Origin of the sequence: Paraburkholderia sediminicola (assembly GCF_046027355.1) — a bacterium.
Classification (GTDB): domain Bacteria; phylum Pseudomonadota; class Gammaproteobacteria; order Burkholderiales; family Burkholderiaceae; genus Paraburkholderia; species Paraburkholderia sediminicola_B.
The window spans coordinates 23010-40892 of the sequence record NZ_JAQQEK010000038.1; the positions used below are offsets into that span (position 1 = coordinate 23010).

Consider the following 17883-nt stretch of genomic DNA (forward strand, 5'->3'; position numbering starts at 1 on the left):
AAACTGCACACACCATTAATACAATAATTACATTTACCCGACATAAATCGGGCGCCGCATGAAATCTACTCCAGGGATTAATACGGATAAACGCGCGTTCATTCACGCAAGCGTTTAACAGTCGGCGTACACTCGCTCGAAGTCCATGCCACGGGGCGTGCGGGGCTGCGGAGCCACCCTTCGTTGAACACGGGTGATTGGAGAACCAGGAGAACAATCAATGAGTTGGACACGGGAACAGAGAAACGTCACGATCGCTGCCTATCTGGGCTGGACACTCGACGCATTCGATTTCTTTCTAATGGTGTTCGTATTGAAAGATATTGCGGCGGAGTTCAATACAAAAATCCCCGAAGTCGCCTTCGGCATCATGCTGACCTTGGTGATGCGTCCGCTCGGCGCATTGATTTTCGGCTGGCTCGCCGACAAGTACGGCCGCCGTCCCACGCTGATGGTCAACATCGCGTGTTTCTCGCTGCTGGAATTGCTGTCCGGCTTTTCGCCGAACCTGGCCACGCTGCTTGTGCTGCGCGCGCTGTTCGGCATCGCGATGGGCGGCGAATGGGGCGTCGGCGGCGCACTGACCATGGAAACCGTGCCGCCGAAGTCGCGCGGCATCGTCTCGGGTCTGCTGCAGGCCGGCTATCCGAGCGGCTATCTGCTCGCCTCGGTCGTGTTCGGCGTGTTCTATCAGTACATCGGCTGGCGCGGCATGTTCTTCGTCGGCGTGCTGCCGGCGTTGCTCGTGCTGTACGTGCGGGCGCATGTGCCGGAATCGCCAGCCTTCAAGACGCTCGAAAAGAAAGCGCGTCCGGGTCTCGTCGCCACGCTCAGGCAGAACGTCAAGCTGTCGCTGTACGCGATCATTCTGATGACCGCATTCAACTTCTTCTCGCACGGTTCGCAGGATCTGTATCCGACCTTCCTGCGCGTGCAGCATCAGTTCGACGCGCATACGGTGTCGTGGATCACAATCGTGCTGAACATCGGCGCGATTTGCGGCGGCCTGTTCTTCGGCGCGTTGTCCGAAAAGATCGGCCGCAAGCGCGCGATCTTCATTGCTGCGTTGATCGCGTTGCCGGTGCTGCCGTTGTGGGCCTTCTCGACCACACCGGTGCTGCTCGCGGTGGGCGCCTTCCTGATGCAGATCTCCGTGCAGGGCGCGTGGGGTGTAATTCCAGTACACCTGAACGAAATCTCGCCCGATGAAATTCGCGCGACGTTCCCCGGCCTCGTGTATCAACTCGGCAATCTGATCGCGTCGGTGAACGGACCGTTGCAGGCGAGCGCTGCCGAAGCGCACGGCAACAACTACGCGCTCATCATGGCAGTCGTGATCGGCATCGTGGCAGTGGTGATCGCCGCGCTGATTCCGTTCAGCCGCGAGCGCCGCGGCATCGACATGACGCAGTCGGCCAGGCAGGTTGCTGCACGGGTTTAAGCGTTCGAACCATACAGCTATTTTGCCGGCGCGTTATCGGGAACAATAGGCGCAAAGACGGCGCGAACCGCCGCGACGCAGAGCACACGTCAGCAAATAGCAGCAAGGCCAAACAAGGTAGCAAGCAATACGAGGCCGTTCCGATTTCCATCGGAACGGCCTTTTTTATTTCCGCGCGGTTTGACGCGCCGCGTGCATGGAAGGTCGACCTTCTTCAGGTCTTCTAGAGGAGTTAGTCGACTGTGACCCCTTGATCGCACACCTCATTTCTTCTTATCCTGAAAAAACAGCTGTTTCAAATAAGCATTTGAATTGCTTGTTTGCGGGCCGAACGCCCGGCAACTGGGAGACGCGATATGGCAGTTCGCACGACAGGCCGGCATGCCGGCGACACGAAGTCCCGCATCCTCGACGCCGCCGAAACACTCTTTATCGAATGCGGCTATGAGGCTATGTCGTTGCGCCAGATTACTTCGCGCGCCGAAGTCAATCTCGCGGCAGTGAACTATCACTTCGGCAGCAAGGAATCGCTGATTCACTCGATGCTGTCGCGCCGCCTCGACCACCTCAACCAGGAGCGGCTCAAGCTGCTCGATCGCTTCGACACCATGCTCGGCGAGCGCCTGACCTGCGAGCACGTGCTCGGCGCGATGTTCATTCCGGCGCTGCGTCTGTCGCGCGATCCGCGCGTCGGCGGCAACGCGTTTCTGCGTTTGCTGGGGCGCGCTTATACCGATCCGTCGTCGTTCATTCGCGACTTTCTCAACGGGCACTATGCTTCGGTGGCGGTGCGTTTTTTCGACGCGTTTCAGCGTGCGTTGCCGCATCTGCCCCGCGAGGAACTCGGCTGGCGTCTGCACTTCGCGATCGGCGCGCTGTCGGGCGTGCTGGCCGGCACCGACACGGACAGCCTGATTTCCGAGTTCTCGCAGGGCAAGTCGATGAACGACCTGCAACTCATCGCCCGTCTCGCCTCGCTGATGGTGGCCGCGCTCAAGGCGCCGCTGCCTGACGGCTCGCAACTGGCCGCGTTCGCCGCGGTACTCGGCGACGCCAGCGAAGGCGGCGCGGAGTGCGCCGGCGACGGCGGTGCGGAAGGCGCGAGCGCGGCACACACTGAAGGCGGATCGGGGTCGCCATCGCCGGTCGTATCGGAAGGCGAACATCGTGGCGGCGATATGGAAGCGGGTTCACGTCAGCACGCATTTCACCGCGCGGGTTAACGATCGAGCGCCGCGGGCAGCGCGCTGTCATGAGCCGTGGCCCGCACGCGGCGCACGCGCGAGCAAGCAAACGGATCCCTACCGCGCCATGTGGGCAACCCGCGCAATAGTAAGCACGCCGCAGCTTCGAATAAGGAATCGACCGGCAATCCCTACACCACCGGTCAGCGCCAGACAGGCAACAAGTACTCAGTCAACACTCAGCAAGAAGGCAGCCGAACACGATGAACGCCGCATACCTGAGCAGCACGTCTAAGTCCCGCACCTAAGCAACGCCGCGCTGTCGAACTAGGAGAGACGACACGCAAAAGCAAACGCAGCACGCGCGACAGGAAAACAAACACAGGCAACACGCGAACGCGCGGCGAGGCAGCGCGAGCGTGAGGCAGCAAATCAATAGAATGCGAACCGTCCGCACTAGGTGGATGCGCTCGCTCGCACCATCGAAAGAGGAGGAAACGTCATGCCGTGGTTCATCCTGATACTCGTCATTGCCGCTATCGCGCTCGTCTACGTTCAGGCGCGCGCGGCCTGGTGGCTTGCCTTCATGATCGTGTGGGTGACGGCCGCGCATGTCAGCGGAGCGGCGGGTGCGGTGGTCACGACGCTGCTCGCCATCCTATTCGTCCTCCCCGCCCTCGTGCTCGCGCTCAAACCGCTGCGCCGCACGTGGCTCGCCAAGCCCGTGCTCGACATCTTCCGCAAGATCCTGCCGGAGATGTCGCCGACCGAGCGCGATGCGATCGAAGCCGGCACGGTCTGGTGGGACGCCGAACTGTTCTCGGGACGTCCGCATTGGGACAAGCTGCTCGGCTACGGCCCCGCCACGCTGACGGCGGAAGAACAGTCGTTCCTCGACGTCGAATGCGAGCAACTCTGCGATCTCGCGAACGACTGGGAAACCACCATGGTCTGGCAGGACCTGTCGCCGCAAACCTGGCAGTACATCAAGGAACGCGGCTTTCTCGGCATGATCATTCCGAAGCAGTACGGCGGCAAGCAGTTCTCCGCCTACGCGCATTCGCAGGTCATCATGAAGCTCGCCACGCGCTGCTCGGCCGCCGCCGTTTCGGTGATGGTGCCGAATTCGCTCGGCCCCGCCGAACTGCTGTTGCACTACGGCACCGACGAGCAGAAGAACCACTACCTGCCGCGCCTCGCGCGTGGCGAGGAAATCCCCTGCTTCGCGTTGACGAGCCCCTACGCCGGTTCCGACGCGGCGGCGATTCCGGACGTCGGCATCGTGTGCAAGGGGACGTTCGAAGGCCGCGAGACGCTGGGCTTTCGCGTCACGTGGGACAAGCGCTACATCACGCTCGGCCCGATTGCGACCGTGCTCGGCCTCGCCTTTCGCGCGCTCGATCCCGACCATCTGCTCGGCACGGACAACGAACCCGGCATCACCTGCGCGCTGATTCCGACCGGCCATCCGGGCGTGAACATCGGCCGCCGCCACTGGCCGCTCAACGCCGTGTTCCAGAACGGCCCGAACTCGGGCAAGGACGTCTTCATTCCGCTCGACTGGGTGATCGGCGGGCGCGCGCAGGTCGGCAACGGCTGGCGCATGCTGATGGAATGTCTCGCGGCGGGCCGGGCGATTTCGCTGCCTTCGTCGAATGTGGGGATGGCGAAAATCGCCGTGCGCGGCACCGGCGCCTACGCCGCGATTCGCCGCCAGTTCCGCACCGCCGTCGGCAAGTTCGAGGGCGTGCAGGAAGCGCTCGGCCGCATGGGCGGCAACCTCTACGTGATGGACGCCGCGCGCCGCCTGTCGGCGCACGCGGTGGATCTCGGCGAAAAGCCTTCGGTGATTTCGGCGATCGCGAAGTATCACATCACCGAGCGCGCCCGCATGGTCATCAACGACGGCATGGATATCACCGCCGGCAAGGGCATCTGCATGGGGCCGTCGAACTTTCTCGCGCGCGCCTATCAGCAGGTGCCGATCTCGATCACCGTGGAAGGCGCCAACATTCTCACGCGTTGCCTGATCATCTTCGGCCAGGGCGCGATTCGGTGTCATCCGTACGTGCTGAAGGAAATGGCCGCCACGCGCGAAACGGACCACGCCAAGGCGCTGCGCGATTTCGACGAGGCGTTCTTCGGCCATGTCGGCTTCACGCTCTCCAACGTGGTGCGCAGTTTCGTTTATGGCGTGACGGGCGGCGCCTTCATCGACAAACCGCGCACGGCGCATGCGCCGCTGCATGCGTACTACCGCGCGGCGACCCGCCTGTCCACCGCGTTCGCGCTGCTCGCCGATGTCTCGATGTTCGTGCTCGGCGCCGATCTGAAACGCCGCGAGCGCATCTCCGCGCGTCTGGGCGACGTGCTGTCCCAGCTCTATCTGATCTCCGCCACGCTCAAGCGTTTCGAAGACGAAGGCCGTCAGGAAGAAGACCTGCCGCTGGTCCGCTGGGGTGTCGAGGATTCGCTGTACAAGGCGCAACACGCGCTCGACGGCGTGCTCGCCAACTATTCGAATCGCCTTGCCGCCGGTCTCGTGCGCATGCTCGCGTTCCCATTCGGGCTGCCCTACCGTGAGCCGTCCGACCAGCTCGGCAGCGAGATTGCCGAGTTGATGCAAACGCCGGGCGCCGCGCGCAATCGTCTGGTGTCCGATTCATACGTGCCGCATCCGGATGTCGACGCGCTCGGCTACGGCGAGTTGGTGTTCGAGCTGAACCCGCGCTTCACGCAGATCGAGCAGAAGCTGCGCGACGCAGTCAAGCAAGGCCTGATCGAACCAATGCCGCAGAGCCTGCCGCAACTGGCCGCCTGGACCGACGCGGCACAGAAAAAAGGCCTGATCGACGCCGACGACCGGCGCGTGCTCGACGACTACGCGCGTTACGCCGCGCAAGTTGTGAAGGTGGACGATTTCCCCGCCGACTTCGACATGCTCGCCAACCTGCAAAAACGCAAGGAGACGCTGGAAAAGGCGCTGGGGCTCGCGGCTTGAGTTCGGCGCCGGCTTAAAAAAACATCCCGGGAAGGCGCGCCGCGCGCGCCGAACTCGGTGCACACTGACACACGTTCGACGCCCCTCACGAAGACTTCCTGCGGGGCGTCTCCCGAGGGGGCAACCTTGCGGCGTGGCCAGCGGAGCGACTAATAATATGAACGACTCTTATCTGAACTTCGTCAACTCGCCGTTCGGCGCGCGCCTTGCGCGTTCGCTTGGCCTGCCCAAGCCCGAGGTGCTGCGCCGCTATCGCGCGGACCAGCCCGAATTCGGCGGACAGGTGGCGCTCGGCGCGGGCCGCGAGCCGCATCTGCTTGACGCGCTGGCGACACTGGTGGCGAGCATCGGCGTGACGAGCGTCGCGCATGAAAGCGCCGGCTTGTGGGTGCCGCTCGCCAACCGCCACGGTCTCATGACAGGCCGTTTCGAAGCCGCCGAGTCCGGCTCGCAAGGCAAACTCGCGGCGCTGCTGTTCGACGCGAGCGGCATCGAAGACAGCACGCAGCTCGAACCGTTGCACGCCTTCTTCCACGACACACTGCGTTCGCTCGGCAAGTGCGGGCGCATCATCGTGCTGGGACGGCCGCCGGAAACTTGCGCGACGCCGCGTCAGTGGACCGCGCAACGCGCGCTCGAGGGCTTCACGCGGTCGCTCGGCAAGGAAGCGCGGCGCGGCATCACCGCGAATCTCGTGTATGTGGAGCACGGTGCGGAGAGCCGCGTGGAAGCGACGCTGCGGTTCTTTCTGTCGCCGCGCTCGGCATATGTGTCGGGCCAGGTCGTACGCATCGCCGCCGGTTCAGGCGTGAGCGGCGATGCCACGCCCGCGTTCGACTGGCAGCAGCCGCTCGCGGGCCGCCGCGCCGTCGTGACGGGTGCGGCGCGCGGCATCGGCGCATCGATTGCGAGCGTGCTGGCGGCCGAAGGCGCGCACGTGATCGGCATCGACATCCCAACAGCGCGCGACGCGCTCGACGCAACCATGCGTCAGTTGAACGGCACCGCCCTCGCCTTCGACATCGCCGCGCCCGAAGCGCCCGCGCAGATCGCCGCCGCGCTCGACGAACAGGGCGTGGACATCGTCGTGCACAACGCCGGCATCACGAAGGACAAAACCATCGCGAAGATGACCGAGGCCGCGTGGCAAAGCGTGATCGACATCAACCTGTCCGCGCAGGAGCGGATCGACGACGCCCTGCTCGCCGCAGGCATCCTGCGCGACGGCGGGCGCATCATCGGCGTGTCGTCGATCAGCGGCATTGCCGGCAATCTCGGCCAGACCAATTACGCCACCTCGAAGGCCGGCGTGATCGGCCGGGTGCAGAGCATGGCGCCGCATCTGCGCGCGCGCGGCATCACGATCAACGCGGTCGCGCCCGGCTTCATCGAAACGCAGATGACCGCGAAGATTCCGCTGACGATCCGCGAAGCCGGCCGCCGTATGAATTCGATGAGCCAGGGCGGCCAGCCAGTCGACGTCGCGCAGACCATCGCGTGGCTCGCGCATCCGGGATCGGCGGGCGTAAGCGGCCAGATCGTGCGCGTGTGCGGACAAAGCCTGATTGGAGCGTGACCATGGGTGAGCCCGGTGATCCGTTCGGCGGCAGTCCTCTATCGAACACGGCGCGGCAGGACGCGGTGCGGCCCAAGACCGTCGTGATCGACACCTTGCCCGCGCCCGCCAAGCTCTATGCGCGCGCGTTGTCCGGCATCGTCAAACGTGGACGCGAGACGCATCTGCCGCCGCTGCGGCTGGTGCGCCCCGCCGTCGCGCTCGATCCGGGGCCGATCTGGCGTTACGCGCGCGTGTGCGGTTTCATCCCCGAGCACGGCGTGCCGCTCACGTATCCGCACCTGCTCGCCTTTCCCTTGCATCTGCTGATGCTGACCGACCCGGCGTTTCCGTGGCCGGCGCTCGGCCTGGTGCATCTGGCCAACCATGTGCGCCTGCGCCGGCCACTCGCCTACAAGGACATGCTGCGCGTCGAGGTGGAATTCGGCGCGCTGCTGCGCCACGACAAAGGCCAGGCGTTCGTGTTGCACACCCGCATGTACCGGCGCGGCGAAGCGGTCTGGGACGGCGACAGCGTCTATCTGAAGCGCGGCGTGCCGGCGAGCGGCAGCGTGCTCGATCCGCTCGAACTTGGGCCCGAAGCGCTGCAACGCATCGCGCGCTGGCAACTCGCGTCGCAACTGGGCCGCGACTACGCAAGCGTGTCCGGCGATTACAACCCGATCCATCTGACCGCGCTGTCCGCGAAAGCCTTCGGCTTTCCGCGCGCGATCGCACACGGTATGTGGACACTGGCGCGCGCCGCCTCCGCGTTGCAGCCGCCGAAGCCGCTTGCGGAAGCCACGCTCAGCGCCGAATTCAAACTGCCGATGCTGCTGCCCGGCGAGGCGTCGCTATGGAGTGCGTCGCCTTCGCTGATCGAACGCGACATCGAAGTGCGCGACATCGCCGGGCAGAAACCGCATTTGCGCGGCCGCATGCAATGGAGGCTGCAATGAGGTGCGCGCAGCGTGCGTCCAGTAGTGGAATTCAGGGCGGATGAAATCGTTGTTGGAGCAGGAGCATCGGCATCAACCGTCACACCATTTGCATCATTCGCATCATTCAATAACCAGGGACGACCCGAAGGAGCCGAGCATGTCCAACCCGCTGCCAGCCGTACGCCGAGTCGCCATCGTCGGGGGCAACCGGATTCCGTTTGCCCGCTCGAATACCGCCTACGCGACCGCGTCGAATCAGGACATGCTGACCTTCACGCTGCAAGGCCTGATCGACCGCTACAACCTGCACGGCGAACGTCTGGGCGAAGTCGCGGCGGGTGCCGTCATCAAGCATTCACGCGACTTCAATCTGACACGCGAATCCGTGCTGTCCACCACGCTCGCCAAGGAAACGCCCGCTTACGACGTGCAGCAGGCCTGCGGCACCGGACTCGAAGCCGCGATCCTCGTCGCCAACAAGATCGCCTTGGGGCAGATCGAAGTGGGCATCGCGGGCGGCGTCGATACGACGTCCGATGCGCCGATCGGCGTCAACGAGCGGATGCGCAAAATTCTGCTCGAAGCGAATCGCGGCAAGAGCACCGGACAACGCGTCAGCGCGCTGACCAAGCTGCGACCCGGCATGTTTTTCAAGCCGCTCCTGCCGCGCAACGGCGAGCCCCGCACGGGCCTGTCGATGGGCGAGCATTGCGAGCTGATGGCCAAGCGCTGGAACATCTCGCGCGAGGCGCAGGACGTGCTCGCCTATGACAGCCACCGCAAGCTCACGGAGGCGTACGCGCGCGGCTTCGTCAACGATCTGATGACGCCCTACCGCGGTCTCGCGCGCGATAACAATCTGCGCTCCGACCTCACGCTCGAAAAACTCGCGAGCCTGAAGCCGGTGTTCGACCGCGACGCGGGCACGTTGACCGCGGGCAATTCGACGCCGCTCACCGACGGCGCCTCCGCCGTGCTGCTCGCGAGCGAAGAATGGGCCGCGCGTCATGGACTGCCGGTGCTCGCGTACCTGAGCTGGTCCGAGACAGCCGCCGTCGATTTCTTCGACAAGAAAGAAGGCCTGCTGATGGCGCCCGCCTACGCCGTGCCGCGCATGCTGGCGCGCGCCGGGCTCACGTTGCAGGACTTCGACCTGTACGAAATCCACGAAGCGTTCGCCGCCCAGGTGTTGTGCACGCTCGCGGCGTGGCAGGATGACGAGTATTGCCGCACGCAACTGGGCTTGCCGGGCCCGCTCGGCGCGATCGACCGGGCAAAATTAAATGTGAACGGCAGCTCGCTTGCCACAGGCCATCCGTTCGCGGCGACGGGTGGACGCATCGTCGCCGGCCTCGCGAAAATGCTCGCGCAACTCGACAAACCGGCCGGCACCGCGCGCGGGCTGATTTCGATCTGCGCGGCGGGCGGCCAAGGGGTGGTCGCGATTCTGGAACGCTGACATGACATGCGTTTCAGTGTTTGCTTCGCCGCATGTTTTTGCTTCACACGCTGCCACACTCGCGTGGATTGCTTCGATGACTGGCCGCAAGACCAGCACACAAAGAGATGAAGCCACAGCTTCAGGAGACGACCATGACCGAACCCACTCAAACCCCGCTTCCGCTTGCCACCGGATCCGCGGCGCCACACCACGCGCCCAACACCGACGGCATCTGGTACGCGTCCTATCCGGCGGACGTGCCGCATGACATCGACGTCGCGCAATACGAATCGGTCGTGCAGTTCTTCGACGAATGCATCGCAAAGTTCCGCGAGCGTGTCGCGTATGTGAGCGTGGGCGCGAACCTGACCTACGGTGAACTCGGCCGCAAGGCCACCGCGTTCGCCGCGTATCTGCAAAGCCTCGGCGTGAAGCCGGGCGAACGCGTGGCGATCATGTTGCCGAATACGTTCCAGTATCCTGTGTCGCTGTTCGGCGTGCTGAAGGCCGGCGGCGTGGTGGTCAACGTGAATCCGCTCTATACCGTGCGCGAACTCGCGCATCAGTTGAAGGACAGCGGCGCGCAAACCATCATCGTGTTCGAGAACTTCGCGAAGACGGTCGAAGACGCATTGCCCGGCACCAAGATACAGAACGTGATCGTGACGGGATTGGGCGATCTGCTCGCCGACGGCCTGAATCTGAAGGGACGTCTGCTCAATTTCATGCTGCGGCATGTGAAGAAGATGGTGCCCGCGTACAACCTGCCCAAGGCGGTGCCGCTGCTCGAAGCGCTCTCGATCGGCTACTCGCGGCCGTTGACGCCCGTGCGCCCCACGCACGACGACATCGCGTTCCTGCAGTACACGGGCGGCACGACCGGCGTCGCCAAGGGCGCGATGCTCACGCACAAGAACATCATCGCCAATCTGCTGCAGGCGAAGGCGTGGTCCGAAGGTCAACTGACCGGCGACGCCGAAACGGTACTCACGCCGCTGCCGCTCTATCACATCTATTCGTTGACGGTGAACGCGCTGATCTTCATGGGACTGGGCGGGCGCAACATTCTGATCGCCAATCCGCGCGACATGAAACGCGTGATGATGATCATCCGTCACGAGAAGTTCACTGGCATGACCGCCGTGAACACGCTCTATAACGCGTTCCTCGAAAACGAGGAGTTCTGCAAGCGCGACTTCTCCGATCTCAAGCTCGCGATGGCGGGCGGCATGGCGACGCAAAAGTCGGTGGCCGAGCGCTTCAAGGCGGTGACCGGCAAGCCGATCATCGAAGGTTATGGGCTGACCGAGTGCTCGCCGATCGTGTCGATGAATCCGGTCGACCTCTCCAATATGCGCGACTTCGAAGGTTCGATCGGTTTGCCCGCGCCATCCACCCAAGTCCGTTTCAGGAAGGACGACGGCAGTTGGGCGAACATCGGCGAAGCGGGTGAATTGTGCGTGAAGGGACCGCAGGTGATGAAAGGCTACTGGAACCGTCCGGACGAAACCGCCAAGGTAATCGACGACAACGGCTGGCTCGCCACCGGCGACATCGGCGTGATGGATTCGCGCGGCTACATCCGGCTGATCGACCGGAAGAAGGACATGATCCTGGTGTCGGGCTTCAACGTCTATCCGAACGAAATCGAAGACGTGATCGCGGCCCATCCGGACGTGCGCGAAGTCGCCGCAATCGGCGTGCCCGATGCCGCGCAGGGCGAACGGGTGAAGGTGTTCATCGTCAAGCGCAATCCGTCGCTGACGGCGGAACAGGTGATCGCTCATTGCCGCAAGAATCTGACCGGCTACAAGGTGCCGAAGCTCGTCGAGTTCCGCGACGAGCTGCCGCAAACCAACGTCGGCAAGATTCTGCGCCGCGCCCTGCGCGACGAGGAACTCGCGAAGCAAAAGCCTGCCTGACAGGGAAGGCGCTTCGCGCCACCTTTCGGAGAGATTCATGAAGCACCGCCTGTCCGCACGCTCATGCCGCACGTCGGCCTTCATGCGCCTCGCCCGTTTTTCGCCGCGGACCGCTGGTTTGCGTGCGAGCTTGTTCGCGTCCTTCAATGTGTCATTGCAAAGCGTACCGTCTCGCAAACTCCTGATCGCGGCGCTCATGGCGGGCGCATCTGCACTGGCCACGCCCACGGCGTTCGCGCAAAACGACGACACGCCGCCCGCGCTCGATACCGCCAGCGCCGTCAAGGCGCCCGCCACGCCGTCCTCGCAGGTCGGCAAGCTCACGCTGGATCAGCAGGTCAAATGGCTGCGCGCCGCGCAGCAGAGCAGCGCGATGGAAAAGCTCGGCGACGCGCAACTGGTCGCGCTGTTCCAGTCGCTCGATCCGCTCGCGTTGCCGCGCTATATCAAGGAAGGGCCGAACGGCTATCCATCGTACGAGTTCACGACGGCGCGTTCGGAACGCATTCACGGCCAATGGCCCGACAAGCCCGATCATATGCTGGTGCGCGTCGCGCACGACCCGCTGCGCATCTACGCGAAGTGGCTGCCCGACGGCGCGCACGCCGGCCAGGAAATCATCTACGACGAGTCCAAACGAACCGATGAAATGTATGGGCACCTGGGCGGCATCATGAATGTGATGCCGGTGTGGTCGTCGCTGAACGGCTCCCTCGCCCGCGCGCAATCGAACCATCAGGTGCGCGATCTCGGCACGGAATACATTGCGAACCAGTACCTCAGCGAAGGCAAGAAATACATCGAGGCCGGCTTGCCGCGCTCGACCCAGGTGGAAGTCAAAACGATCGATGGCGTGCGCGTGGTGGCCTTCACCTTCGAAACGCCGACCGGTCAGCCGCAGTTCTACGCGAAGAAAGAGACACTCGGCCTCGACCTGCGGCATCCGTATTTCCGCACCGTCGAGTCTTATGACAACGACGGCAAGATCTTCGAGAAGATCGTGTTCGAAACCATCACACCGAAAACGTTCGACGACTCGACCTTCGATCCGAAGAACAAGGCGTACAAGTTCTAGCTCTTGTGCGATACGCGCGGCGCAAAGGCGAATGCAAATGCGACATGGGCACGCTGCGTGTCCGAACCCGCGCTTTGCTCGTGACTGTGTTCGATCACATGTCCCACGCTTTTAGCGAGTCGGTTCAGCACGAAGTAATCGGAAGCGCGTGTGAGGCCAATCAGCGAGGCTGGCGCGAGCGTGGACGTGGACATGGGTGTCGGCGCTGCGCAAAGGAGCGGTGCGAGTGTCGTGTACCAGAGCGCGCCGATATCGTCGCCGGTTTCGAAGACGCGCAACTGCCTGTGCGCGGCATAGCCGGCGAATGCGGCGCCGTACGCGAGCGTGGAGTCGACCACCGCCACCGTATTGCTATGCGCCGCCGCATGCGCGAGCCGCGGCCATGCGCTGCCTGCCGCAGTCGAGAGGTAAGCGCCGGTCATCATGAAAGTGCGCCGGTCCATTCATCGCTCCTGTCGTCATGTCGCGCGTGCGGCCCGCGCCTTCAGGTGTAGCCGCGCCGGTCGCGCCACGCCGCCGGCCAGATGCCCTGCTTACCCGGCGCGAGAATGCCGTTCGGGTCGAGCGCGTCCTTGATCGTTTCCGAGAACCGCAGCAACGCGCCGTCGTTGAAGCTGTATTGGGCCGCGGCAAAATCCATATACGCAAGATGCGCGCGATATTCGCCATAGCCCGCCGCGCGCGCGTCGCTCATCAGCGAACGCAACAGCGCGCCGGCCTGCTCGACCTGGTTCGCGTCGTCGCGGTCGAAGATCGCCGCGAAAATGTGATGCAGATGGCGCACGCCCGCCGTAAAGCCGCCGTAGTAGTCGAAACCGTATTCCGCGGCGCGCGCCTTGACCATCGTGTATTGGCGCAACGCGTCGCGCCCGGTCGCGGGACACACCGGCGCGAAGTCCACATGCGCGCCCGCGCCGCCGCGCCAGTCGAGCATGCGAAACGCGCTCATCGCCGGAATGCCGGCGAGGTTGCGGTCGCCGCCCGCCGTGGGCTGCGCATCGCCCGCATAGCGCGCCGCGAGGAACCGCGCCTGCGGCACGCGCGCGAACGCGCGCTGCACGGCCGCGTAGCGCGCGTCGATCGATTCGGGCGTGCCGTAGAGCGCGAAATGCAGATTCCAGCGGCCCACGTTCAGCTTCTCGAGCATGGCGGTGACGGCGCTCTCGGGCATCACGCCCGGTCCGTCGTACCACTGCGCGCGCGCCGACAAGCCGGCCGCGCGGCGCAACCCGCCTTCGATCACCGCGTGATTGCGGATCGTTTCATCGAGCCGCAACGGCCGCAAAATCTCAACGATCGCTTCGAGATCCGCTTCATGTTGAAACTGGATTTCGCCGAGCAGATACGCGGGCGGCGCGGGCATCAGCCAGACGCCCAGCTTGGTGACAATGCCGTAGTTCGACTGCATGAACATCGCATCGAACGAAGGTCCGTAACCCGGCTGATATAGCTGCCACGCGGTGCCGATGTCGATCCCGCCCATGCCCGTGCGCAACACATCGCCGTTGGCCAGCACCACTTCCATGCCGCACTGCGAGGCCGCGTGATCGCCGTATGCGGTATAGCCGAAGCCACGCTCGAGCGTATTGCCGACCACGCTGCCCCAACCGGCCGCGGGCGGATCGACCCACAGCTTGTAGCCCTTGTCGCGCAGATACGCATACAGATCGAAGTAACTGACGCCCGGCTCGACCAGCGCGTACGCCATGGCCTCGTTCACTTCGATGATGCGGTTCATCCTGTGCAGATCGAGCACGACCGAACCGGCAAGACGCGGCGCCGCGCCGCCATACGCGAAGTTGCGTCCGGTCGAGACCGTCCACAGCGGAATGCGAAATTGATTGGCAATGCGCAGCACCGCGCGAATTTCATCGACGGAGCCGGGCAAGACGGCGGCACTGGCCGAAAACGCTTCGCGCTCGCCGGGCGCGAACGGATCGAGATACCCGGCGAGTCCGTCCGCCGAGGTCACCACCTGCGGCTCGCCGACAATCGAGCGCCAACCGGCGAGCGCGCGATCGAACTGCGCGGCGGACACCTTCGGCGGCAAGCTGCGAATCAAAGCGTCTCCTTGGCCGCCGCGAGTCAGCGGCACGAGTCACTGGCAACGAATCAGCGGCAGTGAGTTAGCGGCGCATTCCACCGCCGCCGTGCGACATGCCGCCCCATGAGTGCATGGGCGGCGCGCCATGCCAACCGCCGCGGCCGCCCATGCCATACGATCCATGCACGCCATGCACATAGCGCACATGATCCATGTGATGAAAATGATGAAAGCGGTCGACGAACACAAACGACACGCCGACACCAAACACCACCGGCGGCCCCCAATAGTATGGATCGTAGTAGTAGACGGGGCCATCCGCCAGGGCCTGCGCCGCGGCATCGTCCTCGACGATCTGCCACGTGCCGTCCGGTTGCAGGCACGCGCGGCCAGTGATCTGCTGCATGACGCCGTCGATTTCCGCCTGCCCCGCCACGAACCGGCACGTCGACGCGTCCGATTGCGCTTCGACCGGCGCCGCGCACGCGGCGCACAGGCACACACAGGCTACGCCGCAATACAGCCCGCTGCCGAACTGATGAAATGTGAGCATGATTTGCTGCCTCGACGCGCCGGCGTTGCGACCCGAAAGAAACGTGTCGGCACCGTGAAGACACCGTCGGTTTGCCTTGCTGAAGACCTCGCCGTGAACATGTGCAGATACGCGGCGACAGCACGATCCAGCAACAAGTAAACGTTGCGTCGCGCGACGCTATTCCGCGTGCGCGGCGGGCGCGCACGCGGTTTCTGTTACCGGGTATTGCAAAGCGGGCAGATCGACGGGCGGCCCAGGCAAAGCCGCGAATGCCGTTACTGCCACGACTCCGGTTTGCCGCCGAGCGCGCTGCACACGTCGATGGCGATCGTGCGCAGCTTGCCTTCCGCGATCGGGCCGGAGAGCGCGTAGCCCATGCCGTCGCTGACCCAGTAGAAGGTGCGCCGGTTGCCGTCGCGGAACAGGCGGAACGCGGTTTCGTCGCGAGAAATGCCGGTGACGTAGAGCGTGAGCCGCGCGCCGCTGGCGTTCTCGTACATGAACTGCGCCGCCGGTCCCGCTTCGCCGGGCAACAGCCGCCCGCCCACCAGCGAATAGCCGTATTCCTGCAATGACGGCACCGAGAGCGGCCGGTTCAGCCGTTTGGAGAGCCAGGTGATCAGATGCTCTTCTTCATTCGCGGCGACTTCCACCGGATGACGCCGCTCCGGCGTGTACACCGCGTAGGCGATGTCCGCGCGCTCGGCGAAGCTCGGCGGGCTGTCGCCCAGACCGCCCCACGCGCCGCCGGTCAGACGCGGCGCGAGCGGCCCGAGGGCAAGCGCGAGTCCGGCGCCGGCCGCGAGCCAGCAGGCCGCGACGCCCGCGCGCTGCCACCACGGCGTCCGCCGCCGCAACACGATGAAGGCCGGCTCATCGGCCGCCTCGCGCTCATGGCGCTCGTTGCGCTCATCACGTTCGCTGCGCTGCGGCGCGCCGCACAGCACGCGCAACGCGGCTTTCTGCGCGCGCCACGCGGCTACGCGCGCGGCGGCCTGCGGATGCTGCGCCAGTTGAGCCTCGATCGCGGCGCGCTCCGCGCCCGGCAACTCACCGTCGACATACGCCGACAGCGCTCGCAGATCGAGCCCTTCGGGCAAGCTGGAATCGTAGTCGTCGCTGTTCATCACGGGTTTCTCACTACTTTCAACGGTGGACTTTTACGCACCGGCCCCTGAGCCGGCCCCTCCGTCAGCAACGCGCGCATATGTTCGCGAGCGCGCGAGAGCCGCGACATCACCGTGCCGATCGGCACGCCGAGCGCGCGCGACGCCTCCTGATAAGACAGCTCCTCCACGCAGACCAGCAACAGCACTTCGCGCTGTTCGACAGGCAGACAATACAACGCGCGCTGCAGATCGCGCAGCACGAGGCCGTCGACTTCCCCTTGCGGCGCTTCGAGATTACGCCACGGCGCGCTCTCGTCGTCGACGGCAATCTCGCGGCGGCCGCGTAGCTGGTCGATGTAGAGATGCCGCAGGATCGTCAGGAGCCATGCGCGCAGATTGCTGTCCGGCCGGAACGCCGCCCAACGGGCGAGCGCGCGCTCCGCCGTATCCTGCACGAGGTCGTCGGCCCACGCGCGGTCGCCCGTCAGTGCGCGCGCGTAGCGGCGCAGCTGCGGGAGCCACGAAATCACTTCAGCTTCGAAATTCACCCGGCGGGCGGCGCTCAGTAGCCGCCGCTGCTGCCGCCGCTCGAGCTGGAGGCACCACTATCGGTCGCGGACGTGCACGCGCTCGTCGCGAGCGTACCGCCCGCGAGTGCCAGCAGAACGAAAACGGCGGAAAGAATGCGGGATACTTTCATGGTGAGTCTCCTGTCGGCCAGAGTTGGCGCTTTGGCGCCTGACTCCGATCCCATGCAAAATGCTTGCGGATGAGCGCCCGTACATCGGGTGCGGCCGGCAAGCCGGTCGGCCACGCGCACGATGCAGCGTCGCCATGCCTGATATAACGCGCTCAGGCGATGATTTATTCCGCCCAAAGCACGACCATGCGCTATCTTTTTCCGCCATCCGCGCCGCAAAGGCCCGCGTGTGGCGGATGAACGCGGCATTCGTCGGCAGATTCGTAACGCAACGTTACAGTCAATCGTTATCAGATGCTTATGCGCCCACAAGCCGTTATAGTGGACGCAGTTCGCCCGCCGACGCGTTCCGCCCCCACACAGGGTAGAATCGCGGCGAACAACCGTCTTTCTAACCTGAATTGTCCATGGCTTCCGCAGAATCGCATCCGCAAAACGACTTCATGAACGCTGCGCGCAAAGAACGAAAGCGCGTCGAGATCTATCTTGTCAACGGCATTCGCCTGACGGGGTGCATCGAGTCGTTCGATCAGTATCTGGTGATGCTGCGCACGCCTGTCGGCCTGCAAGGCATCTACAAGCGCGCGATCTCGACGATCCAGCTCGACACCGGCACGCGTCCGGCTCCGCGCGCGGGGCGTCCCTCGCACGGCGAGCACACCACGCGTGGTCCGCACGGTTCGCGTGAACCGCGCGATCATCGTGAGCCGCGCGAACCGCGTGAACCGCGCGAGTCGTATGGCGCGCCGTCTTCGGACCGGCCTGCGTCGGATCGTAGCAGCGGCACGTCGGACGGCCCGGTGGTCGTCACGCGCCGCCGCCGTCTGTTCGGCACGGGCGGCGACGGTGGCAACCACGGTGGTGGTCACCATGGCGGCGGCGGTAACAGCAATAACGGCAATAACGGCGGCAGCGAGTAAGCGGCCACGGCAGCG

The 17883-nt window shown here is 64.5% G+C and carries 15 protein-coding genes; 9 read left to right on the forward strand and 6 right to left on the reverse strand.

The window, feature by feature from the left end; all coding sequences use genetic code 11:
• Positions 1-220 precede the first annotated feature (220 nt).
• From PQR42_RS38590 to PQR42_RS38625, 8 genes are all read left to right on the forward strand, one after another.
• Positions 221-1441: an MFS transporter gene (locus PQR42_RS38590; protein WP_408218550.1), complete on the forward strand. Its 1221-nt coding sequence runs from the start codon at positions 221-223 to the stop codon at positions 1439-1441.
• A gap of 356 nt (positions 1442-1797) precedes the next feature.
• Positions 1798-2664: a TetR/AcrR family transcriptional regulator gene (locus tag PQR42_RS38595; protein ID WP_408218552.1), complete on the forward strand. Its 867-nt coding sequence runs from the start codon at positions 1798-1800 to the stop codon at positions 2662-2664.
• Positions 2665-3127: 463 nt separating this feature from the next.
• A complete protein-coding gene (locus PQR42_RS38600) occupies positions 3128-5626 on the forward strand; it encodes an acyl-CoA dehydrogenase (RefSeq protein WP_408391190.1) in 2499 nt (832 codons plus the stop codon).
• A gap of 157 nt (positions 5627-5783) precedes the next feature.
• Positions 5784-7202, forward strand: a complete 1419-nt coding sequence (locus PQR42_RS38605) for a 3-oxoacyl-ACP reductase (RefSeq protein WP_408391187.1) — start codon at positions 5784-5786, stop codon at positions 7200-7202.
• Between the two features lie 2 nt (positions 7203-7204).
• Positions 7205-8140, forward strand: a complete 936-nt coding sequence (locus PQR42_RS38610) for a MaoC family dehydratase (protein WP_408218559.1) — start codon at positions 7205-7207, stop codon at positions 8138-8140.
• 139 nt (positions 8141-8279) lie between these two features.
• Entirely contained in the window at positions 8280-9581 is a 1302-nt protein-coding gene (locus tag PQR42_RS38615; RefSeq protein ID WP_408218564.1) for an acetyl-CoA C-acetyltransferase, read from the forward strand.
• Between the two features lie 134 nt (positions 9582-9715).
• A complete protein-coding gene (locus PQR42_RS38620) occupies positions 9716-11485 on the forward strand; it encodes an AMP-binding protein (RefSeq protein WP_408391184.1) in 1770 nt (589 codons plus the stop codon).
• A gap of 37 nt (positions 11486-11522) precedes the next feature.
• Positions 11523-12560, forward strand: coding sequence for a DUF1571 domain-containing protein (locus PQR42_RS38625; RefSeq protein ID WP_408391181.1), 1038 nt, complete (start codon positions 11523-11525; stop codon positions 12558-12560).
• On the opposite strand, the gene PQR42_RS38630 is transcribed toward PQR42_RS38625, so the two are convergent.
• From PQR42_RS38630 to PQR42_RS38655, 6 genes are all read right to left on the reverse strand, one after another.
• Entirely contained in the window at positions 12557-13003 is a 447-nt protein-coding gene (locus tag PQR42_RS38630) for a hypothetical protein (RefSeq protein WP_408391178.1), read from the reverse strand. The genes PQR42_RS38625 and PQR42_RS38630 overlap by 4 nt on opposite strands.
• 41 nt (positions 13004-13044) lie before the next feature.
• Positions 13045-14622: an FAD-binding oxidoreductase gene (locus PQR42_RS38635; RefSeq protein ID WP_408218574.1), complete on the reverse strand. Its 1578-nt coding sequence runs from the start codon at positions 14620-14622 to the stop codon at positions 13045-13047.
• 64 nt (positions 14623-14686) lie between these two features.
• Positions 14687-15157 (reverse strand): hypothetical protein, encoded by a 471-nt coding sequence (locus PQR42_RS38640; protein ID WP_408391175.1) that lies wholly within the window; start codon positions 15155-15157, stop codon positions 14687-14689.
• A 257-nt stretch (positions 15158-15414) separates the two neighbouring features.
• On the reverse strand, positions 15415-16266 hold the full coding sequence (locus PQR42_RS38645) for an anti-sigma factor family protein (RefSeq protein WP_408218579.1): 852 nt from the start codon (positions 16264-16266) through the stop codon (positions 15415-15417).
• A complete protein-coding gene (locus PQR42_RS38650) occupies positions 16266-16796 on the reverse strand; it encodes a sigma-70 family RNA polymerase sigma factor (RefSeq protein WP_408218581.1) in 531 nt (176 codons plus the stop codon). Before PQR42_RS38650 ends, PQR42_RS38645 begins: the two co-directional genes overlap by 1 nt.
• Before the next feature lie 14 nt (positions 16797-16810).
• On the reverse strand, positions 16811-16948 hold the full coding sequence (locus PQR42_RS38655; protein ID WP_165923847.1) for a hypothetical protein: 138 nt from the start codon (positions 16946-16948) through the stop codon (positions 16811-16813).
• Positions 16949-17355: 407 nt separating this feature from the next.
• On the opposite strand from PQR42_RS38655, the gene hfq reads away from it, so the two are divergent.
• On the forward strand, positions 17356-17868 hold the full coding sequence (hfq, locus tag PQR42_RS38660; RefSeq protein ID WP_408391172.1) for an RNA chaperone Hfq: 513 nt from the start codon (positions 17356-17358) through the stop codon (positions 17866-17868).
• Positions 17869-17883: the final 15 nt, after the last annotated feature.